General features: G+C 40.3%; 13 protein-coding genes and 1 pseudogene. 4 read left to right on the forward strand and 10 right to left on the reverse strand.

Annotated elements, in window-relative coordinates; genetic code table 11:
• Positions 1-9: 9 nt before the first annotated feature.
• The 3 genes from IPI59_03815 to IPI59_03825 all read right to left on the reverse strand — a co-directional run bounded on the left by IPI59_03815 (position 10) and on the right by IPI59_03825 (position 3,096).
• Positions 10-867, reverse strand: a complete 858-nt coding sequence (locus IPI59_03815) for a thioredoxin fold domain-containing protein (protein ID MBK7526680.1) — start codon at positions 865-867, stop codon at positions 10-12.
• Positions 868-995: 128 nt separating this feature from the next.
• On the reverse strand, positions 996-1,355 hold the full coding sequence (locus IPI59_03820; protein ID MBK7526681.1) for a DUF1304 domain-containing protein: 360 nt from the start codon (positions 1,353-1,355) through the stop codon (positions 996-998).
• A 55-nt stretch (positions 1,356-1,410) separates the two neighbouring features.
• Entirely contained in the window at positions 1,411-3,096 is a 1,686-nt protein-coding gene (locus IPI59_03825; protein ID MBK7526682.1) for a CTP synthase, read from the reverse strand.
• Between the two features lie 219 nt (positions 3,097-3,315).
• On the opposite strand from IPI59_03825, the gene IPI59_03830 reads away from it, so the two are divergent.
• Positions 3,316-4,389 (forward strand): hypothetical protein, encoded by a 1,074-nt coding sequence (locus IPI59_03830; protein MBK7526683.1) that lies wholly within the window; start codon positions 3,316-3,318, stop codon positions 4,387-4,389.
• A 155-nt stretch (positions 4,390-4,544) separates the two neighbouring features.
• Positions 4,545-7,817 (forward strand): T9SS type A sorting domain-containing protein, encoded by a 3,273-nt coding sequence (locus IPI59_03835; protein MBK7526684.1) that lies wholly within the window; start codon positions 4,545-4,547, stop codon positions 7,815-7,817.
• Positions 7,818-8,035: 218 nt separating this feature from the next.
• Here IPI59_03835 and IPI59_03840 read toward each other — a convergent pair whose 3' ends face one another.
• From IPI59_03840 to IPI59_03855, 4 genes are all read right to left on the reverse strand, one after another.
• Positions 8,036-8,860, reverse strand: coding sequence for an ABC transporter ATP-binding protein (locus tag IPI59_03840; GenBank protein ID MBK7526685.1), 825 nt, complete (start codon positions 8,858-8,860; stop codon positions 8,036-8,038).
• Between the two features lie 201 nt (positions 8,861-9,061).
• Positions 9,062-9,847 carry an ABC transporter permease subunit gene (locus IPI59_03845; GenBank protein ID MBK7526686.1) on the reverse strand — a complete coding sequence of 262 codons (786 nt, stop codon included), beginning with the start codon at positions 9,845-9,847 and terminating at the stop codon, positions 9,062-9,064.
• A gap of 154 nt (positions 9,848-10,001) precedes the next feature.
• Positions 10,002-10,823, reverse strand: coding sequence for a sulfite exporter TauE/SafE family protein (locus IPI59_03850; protein MBK7526687.1), 822 nt, complete (start codon positions 10,821-10,823; stop codon positions 10,002-10,004).
• A gap of 24 nt (positions 10,824-10,847) precedes the next feature.
• Positions 10,848-11,060 (reverse strand): hypothetical protein, encoded by a 213-nt coding sequence (locus IPI59_03855; GenBank protein ID MBK7526688.1) that lies wholly within the window; start codon positions 11,058-11,060, stop codon positions 10,848-10,850.
• 249 nt (positions 11,061-11,309) lie between these two features.
• On the opposite strand from IPI59_03855, the pseudogene IPI59_03860 reads away from it, so the two are divergent.
• Positions 11,310-12,029 (forward strand): annotated as a pseudogene (locus IPI59_03860) (IS5 family transposase).
• Here IPI59_03860 and IPI59_03865 read toward each other — a convergent pair.
• The gene (locus IPI59_03865; GenBank protein ID MBK7526689.1) at positions 12,019-12,555 is read right to left on the reverse strand and encodes a CDP-alcohol phosphatidyltransferase family protein; all 537 of its coding nucleotides are present in this window, start codon (positions 12,553-12,555) and stop codon (positions 12,019-12,021) included. The pseudogene IPI59_03860 and the gene IPI59_03865 sit on opposite strands and share 11 nt — an antisense overlap.
• Before the next feature lie 573 nt (positions 12,556-13,128).
• Between IPI59_03865 and IPI59_03870 the strand changes: the two genes are divergently transcribed.
• Positions 13,129-14,340: a hypothetical protein gene (locus IPI59_03870; protein MBK7526690.1), complete on the forward strand. Its 1,212-nt coding sequence runs from the start codon at positions 13,129-13,131 to the stop codon at positions 14,338-14,340.
• Between the two features lie 62 nt (positions 14,341-14,402).
• Here the strand turns inward: IPI59_03870 and IPI59_03875 are convergent, their stop codons facing one another.
• Entirely contained in the window at positions 14,403-15,152 is a 750-nt protein-coding gene (locus IPI59_03875) for a class I SAM-dependent methyltransferase (protein MBK7526691.1), read from the reverse strand.
• A gap of 39 nt (positions 15,153-15,191) precedes the next feature.
• The gene (locus tag IPI59_03880; protein ID MBK7526692.1) at positions 15,192-17,648 is read right to left on the reverse strand and encodes a choice-of-anchor B family protein; all 2,457 of its coding nucleotides are present in this window, start codon (positions 17,646-17,648) and stop codon (positions 15,192-15,194) included.
• Between the last annotated feature and the right edge of the window lie 149 nt (positions 17,649-17,797).

The following is a 17,797-nucleotide window of genomic DNA, read 5'->3' on the forward strand; positions in this document are numbered from 1 at the left end:
AAATACTGATTATTTATTATTTGAATTGTTATTTGAATTATTGTTTGCATTGCGTTGCACCGGCGGAACTTGTACTTTCACATTTTTTTGTGGTAATCCTTGTTTGTTTTCCTGTATTTTAACGTTAGGAGGTAGTGTTTGTTGCTGCATTTGGCGGGTGGGTGGTTTATTTAAAGGCTGTGCGGGGGGTGGAGCTTTATCGGCATCGGCGGGTATGGCCGATTTAAAATTAGCAGCATAAACATTATAAGTAGTTTTTTTGTACTCGTCGTTTTTAATAAAGTTGAGAAGTGCATCGAACTGTGCCGGCGATTTGTAGCCCGGAAAAGCGTTTATGCGCTCTAATTTTTCGTTTAAAAAGGCAATACTTGGGTAACCCATACGGCCAGAAGGCTGGTTACCTAAAATTAACAATTTGGCATAACTGTTGGTAGGTTTGCGACCTCCGGGAACGGGCGGGTAAGTGCGGCCATTAAATTGCAAATCGCCAGCCATTTCGGCGTTAAATTTTACCGCATAAAAATTTTTATTAACATATTCGGCAATGGCAGGGTAATTAAAGGTGTTTTTGTCTAATTTTTTACACCAGCCGCACCAGTCGGTATAAATATCAATTAGTACCGGTTTTGGATTTTCCTTAACTAATTTTTCTACTTCTTCAAAACTTACCCAATTAATAAGCCCCTCGTGTTGGGTGGCAGTATTATTGGTATTTTGTTGGTTCGCCTTATTTTTAGTAGCTGTACTATTTTGTGCGTTTTGGTTATTGGCTGTTTTATTGCCGCAACTTGGGCTAAAAATGAGCAAACCGGTACAAAACAACAGGAGTGGCAGCAAATATTGGTTGAAAAAAAATTGTTTTTTCATGGTTAAAAATATCTTAGTTTGAATATATTATTGGGTGAAAAAATGCAAAATTGGGTGTAATTATATTTATTATTCCTTTTTTTTATCCGGAAAAAATAAAAAATACCAACCGGATATGTTATTTTATCTTATAAAAGCAAACAAATTATAGCAATGATTGCCGGCAAAGCCTGCACAAAAAATATTTTTTTACTAGCCGTCAGCGCACCATAAATTCCGGCAACAGCTACGCAAAGTAAAAAAAACAGGGCAATGTTTTTTGACCAAACGGCATCGGCTATAAACAAAGTCCAAATTAATCCTGAAGCCAAAAAACCATTATAAAGCCCTTGATTGGCGGCTAATACTTTTGTTGGGGTAAACAAATCTTTGGGCAAAGATTTGAATGTTTTTTTACCTAATGTTTCCCACGCAAACATTTCGATATACATAAAATATAAGTGCGCAATTGCTATTAAAATAATTATAATTTTTGCTATAAATTCCATTTTATAACTTGTTTATGTGGGCAGGTATTATCTTTTCTTTTACTGCGCAATTTAATTAAATAGGTTTGGCGGTATTTGGTATTTCGCTATTTTCTTGTTGTTGTTGTTGCTCCTCCTGTTGTTTGCGTTGTATTTTATGTTCAATGGCTGCTTTAACGAAGTCGGCAAATAGCGGATGAGGGTCTAAAACGCGGCTTTTTAATTCCGGATGAAATTGCGCACCTAAAAACCACGGATGCTTGTCGTTATTAAGTTCCATAATTTCTACCAAACCGGTGTTTGGATTAGTGCCCGATGCGATTAAACCGGCTTCTTCAAATTCTTTTAAGTAGGCATTGTTAAACTCGTAGCGGTGGCGGTGTCGTTCGTCAATATTTTTTTTGCGGTAAGCTTTATAGGCTTTTGTTTTGAGTTTTAATACGCAAGGGTAAGTTCCAAGTCGCATAGTACCACCCAAGCGGGTAATATTTTTTTGATTTTCCATTTTGTCAATTACCGGATGCGGTGTTTCGGGTTGCATTTCTGTAGAGTGTGCGCCTTCTAAGCCAAGCACATTGCGGGCAAACTCAATAACGGCACATTGCATACCCAAGCAAATACCAAAAAAGGGTATTTTTTGTTCGCGGGCAAACTGTATGGCGGTAATTTTACCTTCAATGCCGCGGTCACCAAATCCGGGGGCTACCAATATACCATCTACTTTTTTAAACAACTCATTTACATTTTGTGTGGTAATTTCTTCTGCATGAATACTAACAACTTTAACTTTGCATTGGTTTACAACTCCGGCATGTACAAACGATTCAAAAATAGATTTATAACTATCTTGCAACTCTACGTATTTTCCTACTAAGGCAATGCGCACCTTTTTGTTGGGGTGCTTATGGCGCTCTAAAAAATCTTTCCAGGGTTTTAAATATGGTTCTTTTACGTGGCTAAAGCGCAATTTTTCTAAAACAATTCGGTCTAATTTTTCTTGATGCAGTAGAAGTGGAACGTCGTAAATACTTTTTGCATCTGCCGATTCAATAACCGCCGGAAACTCTACATTACAAAATCTCGAAATTTTGGTGCGCACTTCGTCGGTTATTGGTCGCTCGGTACGGCAAACAATAATATCGGGTTGAATGCCCAACTCAAGCAAACTTTTAACCGAGTTTTGTGTGGGTTTAGTTTTAAACTCTTTGGCTGCGTTTAGCCAAGGAACTAAAGTTACGTGCACAACCAAACAATTAAAATTGCCAAGTTCCCAGCGCAATTGGCGCAATGCCTCCACGTAGGGCAATGATTCAATATCGCCCACTGTACCGCCCAGTTCGGTAATAATAATATCGTTATTGTCGCCGCTGTTGCCTAAAAGTTGAAAACGGCGTTTTATTTCGTCGGTTACATGTGGTATTACCTGTACCGTTTTTCCCTCGTATTTACCTTGCCGTTCGTTTTCAATGACGGTCAAATAAATGCGACCGGTTGTTACGTTGTTGGCTTGTGAGGTATTGGTGTTTAAAAATCGCTCGTAATGCCCTAAATCTAAGTCGGTTTCTGCCCCGTCCTCGGTAACATAACATTCGCCATGCTCGTAGGGGGCTAAAGTGCCGGGGTCAACGTTTAAATAAGGGTCAAATTTTTGGATGGTAACCCGCAGGCCACGTGCGGCCAATAAATTACCTAAAGAGGCGGCAATAATGCCTTTGCCTAACGACGAAGTTACGCCACCTGTAATAAATATATATTTTGCCATGAGTTCCGGAAAATGCTGACAACAGCACTACGGGTCACAAAATTACTGTTTTTTTACCAAATCAACACTATCTTAATTACAGGTTTCTTTTTCGGATTATTTAGGTTGCCAAACAACCAACAAAGAAACTATTTCGTTCGGTAAAAAGTTATTTTCTTATACATTACAAACATATAACATAAACATTTACCATTACCAACTTGTGTCTATTTTTTTAATATGAAAAGCTTGAGTCTTTACACAGTTATCTTTTGCCTTTATTGTTGTTTTAACACCATATCGCTCTCTTCTCAACCGCAAGACCATGATGTCTATATTTTGGGGCATAGTTTGGTAAATTTTACGATGCCCGAAATGTTTAACGACCTTGCCGACGATGCCGGATACGACCATAATTACCAAAGTACTGTTGGTAACGGTGCCAATTTAAGTTGGCAATGGACAAATCCCTATACTGCACAAGGCGATTTTTACCCCGACGTGCTGCCAACCGGCCTAAACGATGTTTTTATTGTTACCGAAGCCGTTCCGCTAAAGCCTCATTTGCAATGGTCTAACACCTACGAGTATGCCGACAGTTTCTACTCGATGGCTGCCCAATACCGCCCCGATATAAAATTTTTTGTTTATGAAACCTGGCATTGTACCGATAGCGGAAACTCCGAAGGCTGCGACTGGGACCCCGAAGACCACCTCCCTTGGCGCGACCGCCTTACCCTTGACCTGCCAGCCTGGCAAGGCATTGTTGACCACGTTAACGACCTGCACCCCAGCGCAAACGCCCAATTAGTACCCGCAGGCCAAGCTATGGCTGCCTTATACGACAGTATTGCGCTTGGCACTGTCCCCGGTATTGACAATATAACCGACCTTTTTAGCGACAATATCCACCTAACCGAAATTGGCAATTATTATATTGCATGTGTGATGTTTGCTACCATTTACCAACAAAGTCCGGAAGGCTTAACAAACCAAACAACTAATATTTGGGGCGTTGATTTTCCGGAGGTACCAGCAGATTTAGCCCTAAAAATGCAGCAAACAGCCTGGGCTACGGTATGTAATTTTTTTAATTGGAGCTGCTGTATTGCCCCGCCAACGCCCGCTATTGCCGGCCAACAAATTGCCTGTAAAAACAATACCTACACCTATACTACCGCCTATAACGCAGGAAACGCCTATAACTGGTTAGTAACAGGTGGCAATATTTTAACGGGGCAAGGCTCTAATACCATTACCGTTCAATGGAATAACTCCGGCGAAGGTAGCGTAACCGTAGAAGAATCTTATTAGTGCTTAAACTATAAGTAGATTTGCAGGCTATTCCTTTAATCAATGGCGAAAAGTGGAAAAAATATCGGCAGTTAATACATCCAACAAAATAAGTACTAAATTTGCCTAATTTTTAATTGCTTACAAATCACTTTCTATTTATATTAACTTAATTTATGAAAAAAGCACTTTCTACACTTTTTGCCTGCATTTGTCTCCTCGCAACATTTGCACTGGCACACGCACAAACAGCAGTACAACAAAAAATTGAAACGTTTACTGGCAACAAACAAACTATTTCGAGCGAGTTGCACAACCAACTAAGCCATCAATTTAAGGCTTATGCAGTTTACAAGTTAGATGTTAATGCCTTAGATGAACACATTAGAAGCAGTAATTACCCAGGCAAATTTAACCTTAATTTAGGTACCGACTACGCTTGGAAACTACACGTATGGGCACAAGACATTAGAAACGAAAATGTAACCGTTAGGGTTGGTACCCAAAATGGCGTTATTAACGAAACACCCATTCACAACACCACGTTCAGGGGCTTTTTAAATGCCAATAGTGGTGGCGATGTGCGTTTAAGCATTGACCAAAACTGGTTGTTTGGATTTGTTGGCACGGGCAACAAAGATATATACCTTGAGCCGCTTAAAAGATTTGATGCAACTGCCCCCGCTAACTATTTTTTGGTCTATGCTAATACCGATGTGATAGACACAGGCGAGCACCGTTGTGGCGCTGACGAAGTAATGGCAAAGGTAAAAGAAATGCAAAACAGTAATCCGGAGGAAAACATTAATAATCCCAACAATCCGGATACCCCTGCACCAATTTCACCAAATCCGGATAATAAAGATAATTGCAAAGCGCCACATTCACAAGGTTTCTCAAACGAAATACCCGGAGTTAACGACAATACCGAAGCCTCGTACAAACTTAATACCATTACCGGAAGCTATATTTGCCGTAAACTTGAATGTGCCGTAGCCAGCGATTACAGTATGTTTGTGAGGTATAGCTCTACTGCCAATATTCAAACCTACCTTAATGCTATTTATAATGCTGCCGAAGCAAACTACACCAGCCTTAATGTAGATATTGATTTTGTAACCGTAACTTATTACCACGCTACAACATCAACCGACCCATTTCAAACAAATGTTTCTACCGATGCTGTTGCCTACCTCTACAATTTTAGAAGTTGGGGCAATGGTGGCGGCTTTGGTGCAACTGTTTACGATTTTGGCTCGTGCTGGACAGCCGTTAATATTAGTGGCGGCGTTGTAGGCATAGCTTTTTTAGATGCTATTTGCAATGACTATCGCTACCAACTTAACGAAGATTTTACCGGATATACCGGCGTACCCCCAAGCCCGGCAGCCCTATCGAATTTGCGCGTGGTAGTTGCCCACGAAACCGGCCATAATTTTGGCATGTGGCATAATAACCCCGCAACCGACGAGATTATGGAGCCTTATGTAAATACTAACGCCACCCAGTTTTACTCGGTATCACAACACTATTACAATGCCTACACATCGGGCATAGCCTGCCTTTCGGGGTGCAACTGCATTGAGGTAACACAAGCCAAACCCATAAGCTGCAATGCCGCCGGCACCACCTACAGTTTGCAACTAACCATAGAACACAATACGCCAAGCGGCACTTTTACTGCAACTGCTGGTAGTGCAAGTGCTACGTTTGCCTTTGGTTCAAACCCACAAACTGTTACTTTAACGGGTGTGCCAACGGCCACTACTAGCGTAACCGTTACCGACAATGTAAACCCTTGCACCAATACCGTAACTTATTTACTACCTACACAGCCTACATTTACGGGAGTTCCGGCCTCGGCATTATGTTTTGGCAATAATACTCCAATAACTATAACTGCCAGCCCCAGCGAGCAGTTTGGCAGTATCAATATTGTTTTAGACGGAGACGAGTATAGCAATGATGAACAAAGTGCTGAAATTAGGGCAGTAAGTGGCGAGGTTATTAAAACTTTTCCGCGTGGTTCGTTTGCAAACAACGGCATAACTACCGTTTCGTCGGGCACTATTAATAAAGCCCTTGGCCCCTTTACGGTATTAGTTTTCGATAGCTATGGCGATGGCATGGGTAACGCAAGTGGTTGCAGCGGTATAACCAACCCTGCCAGCTATAGCATAACCGATGGTTTAGGTAACACCTTAGTAGGCAGTACTAATCTTGCGGGCGTAACTTGTTCGGGCAATAATGCTATACAACAAAGCCATGTTGTAACACCTGGCACTACAACCACCTTATCGGGAAATTACACCGGCACGGGCATTAACAATGGCACTGCCAATGATGGTATTGCCGTTTTTGACCCTGCCATTGCCGGCGTGGGTACACACACTATTAGCTATACCTATAATGCCGATCTTGGCTGTACCTCAAAACAATTTACGATAACTATTGCCGCGCCTACACCTGCACCTACAGCCGTAGGTGCCCAACGCTGCGGGCCGGGCAACGTGTCGTTAAGTGCAATAGGTTGTGGCACAGGGCAGGTAGTGCGTTGGTACACTGCCCCTACCGGCGGTACCCCCATATATACTGGCAACCCCTATACAGTTTTCTTAAACAATACCACCACTTACTACGCCTCGTGTTACGACCCTACCAGCGGTTGCGAAAGTGGTCGTGCAGCCGTTACTGGCACAGTAAACCTAATTCCAAACCCACCAACGGCTGTAAACGCTTCGCGGTGTGGCCCCGGCAACTTAACACTTAGTGCAAATGGTTGCGGCACAGGCACAATAGCGCGCTGGTACACCACCCAAACTGGTGGCTCGCCATTTTATACAGGTAGCTCTTATAGTGTTTATTTAAATAATACCACAACATACTGGGTTAGTTGTTACAATACTACCACAGGCTGCGAAAGCACCCGCACAGCAGTAACCGGCACTATTAAAATTGACTTGGTGGTAACTCAAGTATTGGGCGGCGGCGGCAACCAAACTGTTGACTTTTATACAATGGTTTTTAAATGTAAACCAGCAAATTATGACTTCACAATTACCGGCGGCCCTGTAACAACCGTTAAAGGCTCAAAAGTATTAACTGTAATGCACAACTGCAACAACTATTCCGTTACTATTACAGGCTGCGGTTGCTCGTACAGTTTTAACGGCGGTACAACCTGTAAAGATGATAATTTTACCCCCACCGATTTTGTCGTTGATTTTTACCCTAATCCGGTTGACAATTTGATGGTTGTTAATGCAAATATACCATTAACACAAATTCGTATTTATGACCTTAAAGGCCGTATGTATCTAAACCAACCAGTTGACAACGAACCACAAAGCGAAATAAATACAAGCACCTTGCCCGAAGGTATGTATTTTATTGAAACGCGCGCTATTAATGGCACCGTTGAAGTAAAAAAATTAGTAGTTTCGCATTAATTAGCTTATTAGATAATTTGTTTATAGTTTGTAAATCTTAATAATTATCCGGATAGAAATGAGCGTAAGCCCGTCAGAGTTTGTTTTTTATCTGAAAATTTACTAACTACGTAAAACAGCAAACAGCCCACAGACTTAATTTGTCTGTGGGCTGTTTTTTTTAAATTGACTTGGTTACTTTTTTTTCCGGATGCTACGCTCCCCTATCCTACTACTGTTTATAATTTTTTAAACAGCCCGCGCACTTCATTTACCAAATCATGAAATTCGGGTTGAGCAATGATATTTTGTTGCCATGCCAAACCGAGTTCAACCAAATTAAAGGTATATTTAATATGCGAGCCATCAATGGGTTGTCCTTGTTCGGTAAAATTGCGCCCCATTAGCCACAGGGTATCGGCAATAGCGGCAGTCGATTCAATATCGTGCGAAACGATGATAATAGTTCGATGCTCATGTTGTTGGGCAATTTCTATTAAAAGTTGGCTTAAAGTTTCTATCATTATAATATCAAGCCCCGAAAAAGGCTCGTCTAAGAGTAAAAACCCATCAGAGCATAATAATTGTTGGGCAATGGCAATGCGTTGGCGCTGCCCCCCCGATAGCTGGGCAGGGTATTGGTTTGCTTGTTGTTGCAATTTAAAACGCACTAACAAATCATTAATACGTTTGGTGCGTTCGGTTTGCGGAATATTGCCTTTGCGGGCAGCAATCTCTAAATTGCTTTTAACGGTGCGATGGTTAAACAAGGGATAGCTTTGTTGCACTACGCCCATACTTCCGGGCTTGACCGGCTTTAGGGAGGTGCCTATCAAGACTTGCCCAGAGTCAGGTTGTTGCAAGCCTGCCATTATTTCAAACAGTTTTGTTTTGCCTATACCCGATGGCCCTAAAAACCCCACAATTTGCCCTTGCTCTATGTTGGGGCGTACAAGGTCTTTAATTTCGGCGTTTACTTGGTTTAATATTAATTTACCACCAAGCGACAATGAAATATTATCTATTTTTAAAATTGTATCTTTAATTTCGTAGGGATGCTTAATTAACATATCTATTTGTGCGGTTTTTTGGTTTGCTTTCTTTGTGTTGGCTTTATGAGCGATAAATTGCTAATGTTTAGAAGGAAATTATAACTGTTCCTAGATAAATATGGGATTGTTTATTTCTAAATCCGGATAGGAATGGTAAAATAATATCCGGAAAAAATGCGAATTATTTAAGCCCTCTTGTTACACAAAATGGGGTTATTTTTTCTCTAAGCTTAATTTCGCATAGGGGCAGAACAAATTTTTCAGTACGCCTACTAAATAATCCATGCTAATACCTACTAATAATATAACAAACTGAATAGCAAAAACAGCATCTAAATGTAAGTGTTTGCTTTGGTTTAGCAACATGGTTCCAATACCGCCCTCGGCCCTTGAAATACCCTCGACCATGGTCAGCATCATCCAACTTATGGCAAAATTGGCGCGAATAATTTCAAAGACTTCGTGTATCCGGCCTAAAATAATTACCTCCCAAACTACCTGCCACTCGCTAAAACGCAAGGTGCGCGCATGATTAAACTCTGATTTTGGGATGGCATCTATCATGCTTATCATATTGGTAACAAAAAATACTGTAATGCCAAACACCATTAGAGCCACTTTTAACGAATGGCCACTGCTTGTAAGTAAGGTAAAAACAAAACTAAGCCCTACCAAAGTTAAAAATCGCCCCTTCGACACCAAAAATGCAATGGGTCTAAAAAACGGCACAGCGGTTAAATAAGCCAATATTAGCGATATGATTATGGCAATAAACATGGCTTTTATACATAAGCCCATACTTACTAAAAGCTCGCGCAACATATCGCCTTCTTTTAGCATGGCAACAAATGATGTCCATATTTCGTGAGGTTTTGGTATAAGCTCGGAGCTACTGTACCATAGCAACAAAAATAAAATGGTTTGAGTGGCTATAACAAGCAACAGCGTTGCTTTATTGATGGCTTGGTTAGGACTAAATATTTTTTTGAACTCGAACATATAAATAGTAATTATTTTACAAAGCTAAGATAGTACTAATTAAGCAAAAAACGCTGCAAGGTAAGGTAAAAACAAATGCTGAAGCAAAAATAGGGTAATTAACACAATAACTAATACTTTTTATTTTCAATTATATTTTTAAATTTCGTTGGATTTATTTTGGCCATAACTGATAAAATTTTAAAAAAAACTGTATAGCGCCTATTGATATTACAAATAAAAGAAAACGGTGCATATACCAAATTGCCCCTTCGGTTTTTGTAGCCCATTTACTTGCTATATATGCGCCTGTGCTTTGCCCAATAGTGCTAACTATGGCAAAAGGCCAATAAATTTGCTGATGCCACATAAAAACAACCAAAGCTGGAGCCGTAAATAAAAAAGCTAAGAGTATTTTAAGTCCGTTTGCAGTACGTAAATCAAAATGTGCTTGTAATACCAAGGCTGCCAAAATAAAAATACCTACACCTACTTGAATAAACCCGCCATATATACCAATAATGGCAAATAACAATATTGTTTTGGGGTCTTTAAGCTGCGCTGCTGCTTGCGTTATTTGCGTGTTTGGTGTTAGCCATTTTTTTGTGTCGCTGGCAGTTAGTTTTAGCATAATTAGCATAATTACCCCTAAAAACAGATTTAGCCAAAGTTCGTTAAGTTGTACTGCCAATATAGCACCTGTTGCACCACCAATTATAGACGGTACAATTAACCAGCCCATATATTGTAATTGTAGTTGTTTTGCCTGCTTATAAACGCCTAAACTTACTGCAATTTGTGCTAAAACTGCCACTCTGTTTGTGCCATTAGCTACGTTTGTAGGCAAGCCCAACCAAACCAACAAAGGCAAGGTAATAGCCGAGCCGTTTCCGGCAATAGTATTGATAAATCCAGCTATGCTGCTGCCAATAAGCATTAAAAAATAACCCATCCAAGGTTGCCAAGTTGGGGTGGGTAGGTCAAAAAAATTGAGCATAGCATTAGGCTAGTTAAGGATATTTTAGTTTTTAGTTTTTAGTTTATTTTTTGCATCAATATAAGTTTGAATGGCTGTTATGCTACATAAATAAACCAAACAAATTAAGGCAATTGGGCGCAAAAATTGCCATTGCGAGCCAAGTCCACATATATTTATAGCGCTACACTGCCACACTAATAATATACCCAAGCAGGTGAGCATAAGTATTGCCGTTACTGCAATGTTTAATGGCATTAACAGTTTAGTTTGACTTGGATAAACAAATTTTAAGGGAAAAAAATGGGCAATACTTAGAGACTGTCTAAAAATTAAAAATTGGCATGCCAGTCCTAAAAATTGATAGGAAAAAAGTTATTAAAAGAGATGTGAATAAAAGACTATCAGTTTGACGTTTAAATAATAATTCATAGCTTTATGAAAATCAAACACATAAAGTAAAATGAAACCTACCCAAGCAGTCTCACCGATAGTCAATGGAGTGCAATATTAGGCATTTTAGACGACAAACGGAAACGAAAACACAGTTTAAGAGAAATTTTTAATGCGCTGTTCTATTTGCTTAAAACTGGCTGTCAATGGCGCATGCTGCCGTTCCATTTTCCGTCATGGAAGCTTGTTTACTACTATTTTACCAAGTGGAAGAAGGATGGGACGATAGAACTCATCCATGAAATACTCAGGGATAAGACTCGAAAGCAAGCAGGCAGGGCTTCATCGCCAAGTGTTGGTATAATTGATAGCCAGAGCGTAAAGACAACAAGCGTCGGAGGCTTGTGCAGAGGGATTGACGGGGGTAAAAAGTTAAAGGCAGAAAGCGGCATATTATTGTAGATACAATGGGACTACTTTTAGCGGTTGTGGTTCATGCGGCAAATGAGCATGACAGTAAATCAGCCCCAATGGTTATAGCTGACCTCAGAGGCAGGTTTTGCAGATTGGTAAAGATAGTAGCTGATGGCGGGTATAGAGGCGAGTTAATTGAAAATACCCGCAAAACGTTTGGGTGGGTGGTTGAGGTTGTAAGTAGATCGAATACAGCCTCGAAATTCAAGTATTGCCAAAAGATGGATTGTTGAAAGAACTTTTGCATGGCTCGAAAGCTATCGAAGATTGAGTAAAGACTTTGAGTTCCAAACCGAAACGAGCCAGACAATGATCCAACTTGCCATGATAAAATTGATGCTTAATAGAATTAGAAAATAAAATTTAGACAGGCTCTTAATAAAAGGATGATAAATACGTTCCACCATCCGGATAAAGGCAAAACAAAGTACAAATAAAAGGCAACCAAATTCCACATTACTGGAAACCCAACAAAATACTTATCACCCGAAACCATATTGGGCAACCCATAATATAATGCCGATGTCAATAAGGCGAGGCTAAGGCAAAATATCCGGAAAAATTCATCCGGAAAAAATAAGGTTTCGTACATAAAATATCCCGGAATAATGGCATAGGTCGAAAAATCAATCACGTAATCAATGCTTTTGCCGTCAATATTGGGCAGTATTTGTTTTACCTTAAAAAGTCGGGCAAATGTGCCGTCAATGCCATCAATAAACAATGCCAATAACAACCAAAGTGTGGCCTTAACATAATGCTGGTCGCCAATAGCAATAATTGCCATCAAGGCAGCTATTACTCCCGATGCCGTAAATATATGTACACTTAATGCCAATAATTTTTGAACGCGGGTAAAATTATCGTTTGGGTTAGCAAGGGGCATAATATAACCTGATATTTTTGTAATAGTAGGTACGCGAGGTTACGTAGGGGCAAAATTACAAAATATTAGGTAGTAAGCGGGCACGAACTTTACTTAACTGTTTGTTTTGTAAAAGTGTATAATAATGCTCAAACGCAAATAATGATTTTATTAAGATTTTCGCTTATTAGTAAACGTTAAACTAAGGATGCCAACACTTTATTTTTACTAACAATATTTCCGGATATTTTTTTACCCCACCCCTTGCAATTAAATAAAAAATGCGTTAAATTTGCTGCTAACTAATCTAATTTTCATTTTAAATTTTAAAAATTATGAAGCAATACAAAAACAAAACCCTGTTTCAATACAGCAAGGCTTTACTTGGTAAATTAACCAACACATTATTCACTTTTACATATATAAGGGGGATGGCATAAATGCCTTTTATATATGTTGTTATTTATTGGTTTTATGGGCAGTAATACTGCTAATTTAGCAGATGGCACCATAGCTAAAGGTAAATTTATTGTTCATTAGTTTTTAAGCTGTAATACATGGCGCGCCAAACACGCCATGTATTTTTTTATTATTATGACAAATTTACTTTATGTTTGCTTGTTATGGCAAACGATAATACCGTTTACCAACCCATCGCTTGAAGGTGTACCGAAGTATGAAAATACAGAAACCGTAGCACACGGATGGTTCGTTTGTAGTTATACCCCCGATTTATTTGGTGATAGCCCTTTGGTGTTACCCCAACACGGAATAAGTTATGTAGGTGTGGTATGTTGCCCCGTTGCCCTTTGCCAAGACAATATCAATAGTATGTCCGAAGCCTTTGGTCAGCAATTAGTAACCCCCCTTGTGCCTAATACCCCTCACCAATTTACTATGTTTACCAACGATTTAGCGCATGCAAGTAATTATTCAGAATCGGGTATAGAAATTTGGGCAGGGCATGATAGCTGCCAGCAAGAACAATTACTATGGGTAGGGCGCACCCACGGCGATGAAACTTCTTCTATACCCCCTTATGAATGGTTTAAAGAAACCGTTGAGTTTGTACCTAATGCTGCTTATACTTATATGCGTTTTCAAGCTCACGAGGTCGCTGTAGATTCTTTTACGGGTTTATTCATTGACAATCTATCGCCCATCTATGTAAACAACTTGTATTTAAGTACCCTGTATGCCGAGCAAACTGCCTTATGCCCCAATACCTGCACGCTTTTATGGGTAGAGCCATTTAGTAGTATCAATACCAAAGAGGTAGCTATAACATGGAGCAGTATTCCGGAGGGTTACAACAACGAGCAAAATAGCAAATGGGTGAGTGTATGCCCCACCGAACCCACCTATTATATAGCGCATATTTACTACAAAGATAATCCTGAAATAGATACCTACGATACCATTTTAATAACCCTGCTCGATACTGCCTTATACGATTGCAACACCCTAATAGATACCACCACCAACCCCATAGACACCCTCGGCTACCAACCTGTAAAAGGCGCTACGCGCTACAAACCGCCGGGTGGGTGGGCTTTGTTTCCGAATATGGTTGCGCCGGGTGGCTCGGTTAATATACACGCACCCCAAGCGGGGCAGTTGGCTTTGTACAATACCTTAGGGCAGTTGGTTTGGTCGGTTAGGGCTATTCCATCCGGATATGATGCTTACAATTTGCCCAATAATTTAGCCCAAGGCATCTACTACTACCATTTCACGCCAAACAATCCGAGAGAAGAAGAAAAACCTGTAATAGTGGGTAAAATTTTGGTGCTGGGTAGCGGGTAAAAATCTTGCTACTTATAAATCAAGATAATAGCAGCGAAAATAATTATCCGGAAGCAATTAAATTAAACAACTTCGCCTTTAGTACAAACACATACTAACAAATCATCGCCGTATTGGTAAGGGGTAAGGGTATAATCGGAATAGTATTGAATATCATTAAAGCCTGCTTGCCTTAGTAAATTATGCAACTGCGGCAAACTGTACATGCGCAAACTGCTTTGCATTTGATATTGTTTTTTGCCTTTTAAAACCGTCCATTCGCCATTAAGGCGGCCTGTAAACGGGTCAAATTGGCGTTCTTCTATAACCAAACAGTTATTAAAACGCCAAACGCCATGCTCGGTAAAAATGGGCAATAATGTTTCGAGGGTATGAGTTTCTAATACTAATTGCCCGTTTGGTTTAAGCACGCGGGCTGCCTCGGTTAAAAAGGCATGGTTGCCGGCATCGTCAAAATAGCCAAAACTGCCAAAAATACAAGCCGCCATGTCAAAACATTGGTTTGGCAGGGGCATTTGGCGCATATCGGCTTGTAGCCAATTAATGGGGGGCAAGTTTTTTTTAAGTGCCGTTGCTTTGCCTTTTTCGAGCAGTTTTGGGTTATAATCGAGGGCGGTAACGTTGTAACCTAATTTAGCCAGGTCAAGCGCTATACGCCCAGTGCTGCATGGCACATCTAATACTGTTTGCCCACTATTTTGTTGCAACAAATAATCTAAACAAGCAATTTCGTTTTTAGTAGCTTGTTTTCCACGCAAATGGGGCAGCATAGCTTGCCAGCCATCGGTAAAATAAGTTTCCCACCAAAACATAGTTATTTTTGCTTATTTGTTAATTGTTGCCTTATAAAATTAAAACTTTTGCCACTTGCCTTTTGCTTGCTGCTTTCCTAAAGTATTAACAGCTTGCCAGGTATAAAATCCGGCGGGTAGGGCAGTTGTATTAACATTTTGTTGGTCGTTAGGTTGCAAATTAATTTGTTGCATCATCCGGCCATTTACATCAAAAAATTGCACGGTCAAATTACTGTTAAATTTTGAAATTAACTGCACAGAAACATTCGACTGTACGACTAAAACAAGGGGCTGATTAGTTGAGTTTGTTGCTTGTGGGCTGTTTATTCCGGTAAAGGTTTCAATAACCTCAAATTTATCAAATGCGGCATCTACCAAGTGTCCTTCATCAAAGTCAATAGCTTCAACAATTAATTGCAAGTTTTCCCAATCTTCAGTTAAGTAGTCCATTAAGTTAATATTTACCTCGTGCCAGGCTTGTTCAAAGAGGCCGTCGTTTACTTCAAAATCAATTAGTTTGGTTTCTGAGCCATTGGTGAGCATAATTTTTAACGAGTCGTTAGGAGGTGAGCCTTGTCCGCCGCCATTTGCAAACCAACGGTTAAAGTTAATTTGTGGCAATTTGTATCCGGATAGGTTAAAAACCGGCGATATTAAACGCACATAGCCGTCGTCCACGTCGTCGCCGCCTGCTTGGCCGTCTTCACTATTTCCGGTAACAAAACAGTGGTCGCCTATATCTGAACTGCAATCTTCTTCGGGGTTGTACAATGAAAAGCCTTGCCCATACGAAGGATTAGGTTTGGCGCGGGTTAGTAATCCGGTTGGCGAGGTGGCTTCGGTTGTCCAGCCTAAGTCTAAATCAAAATCGTCGTAATATCCGGGACTTAAATTAATAACGTATGTTTCGACATTTATTATTTGGTTGGCAAGATGGTTGGTTATATAGCCCCATTTTCCGGCGGTAATTTGGTAAGTATTTGTCATGTTTTGATACACTGTATATTTACCTTCGCTGTTGCTGGTGGTTTCGTACAAAAAGCCGTCGTTGTCTTCAATTTTTATTTTGGCGTTTTCAATGGGTTTTCCGGTGGTTGCATCAATTACTAAATGTGTAAAAACAGGTATAGGTTTTAATTGCACATTTACCTGAATTGTTTTGCCCAGTACCGCATCAACAATTACAGTTTCGGTTTGATAACCTTGTTGACTGATTTCTAACGAATAAGCGCCGGCGGTACCTATTCCGGTTTTAAAGTTTCCGGAAAACCCGGATTTTGTACTTTGTATTTTATCTTTTAAATCTTTCCAATCAATGGTAGCGTTTGGTATGGGCAATCCGGTATCGGCATCGGTAACGGTTCCTAACACGTAAGCGCCAAGCGTATAGGTGGGTTTTAAAATATACAGCCCTTCTTCCATGTCAGAAATAATTAAATTGCCCGAGGGTAAATATGGGCAAACGCCCCATGCGCCGTTAAATCCGTCGCCCGAGTAGTTGGGCGAGGTGTCGAAACTGCCTACTTCAATTAAATTATCGGGGTAAGTAGCATCGTGAATAGTTACGCCGTAGGTGTAGTACGAGGTTACAACCCAGTTTTTATTTACTACATACGTATTGTGCGGTATTGTTCCTTTGCCGGGTTCGGCTTGTACGCGGTCAATTTCTTTAATGTCAGTTACATCGGTTACATTGTAGGCGGTAACGTAGGCGCCGGTTTTTTCATCGGTAGTAAACATTACTTTACCATCGTCTGTAAGCCAGCTATTATGCGTAAAAACGTGTGGGGTGGTTACTTCGCCAATTTTTTTGGGGTTAGCACGGTCTTTAATATCAACAACGCCTAAGGTGCCGTTATAAATTTCGGATGTCCATAGGGTGTCGCCGCGCACATAACAGTCGTGCACGTATTCATCGTCGTAAATGCCCACGATAGGCGGGTTAAAGGGGTCTTTGTTTAGGTCGAGTATTACTACGCCTTTTTTTTGTACGTCGCTTTCATCGGCGGTTTCGGGTGTTGGTGTCGAGCCATTTAGGTAGGCATATCCTTTTTCGTCAATAAAAATGGTATGGGTGCCGCGCATGGTAAGATTAAAGTTTGTATCGTTAGCGCCGTTCCAGTAAACGGGGTCGCTACAAGCTGGCAGGGTGCTCATATCAAAAATTAACATTCCTTCCGAGCCTTCTATATCTTCAATTACTACGTAACAATAATTTTTCCAGGTACGAACCTCGTGCCATAAAATATCGGGGCTCGGATAAAAACACACTTCTACTGGGTTGGCGGGGTCGGCAAGGCTTACAACCGATGCACCTTCGTTTGTTCCTACAATGGCATATTCAGTGCCATCGGGGGCAGCCCAGCCCCAAAGGTTAGCTAAGGTTTTGCCCGGGTAAGGCAAATGTCCTATTTTTTCAATATTCACTTGGGCTGTTACTGGCATTAGGCAAGACGCACTGCACCAAAAACAAAAAAATAAAGAAATACGTTGTAAAAGTAAAAGTGGTTTCATTTAATAAAATAGCTTTATGGAGAGAAAGAATTAATTAATGGTATATAAAGCACAGAGAAAAGATGAGAAAAATAATTAAGGGTAGTTAAGAATAGCCAAAGCCCTGCTTTTCCCTATTACTTAAAATAGGGGGCAAAGGTACAAAAGGC

This window comes from Sphingobacteriales bacterium (assembly GCA_016706405.1).
Classification (GTDB): Bacteria; Bacteroidota; Bacteroidia; order Chitinophagales; family UBA2359; genus BJ6.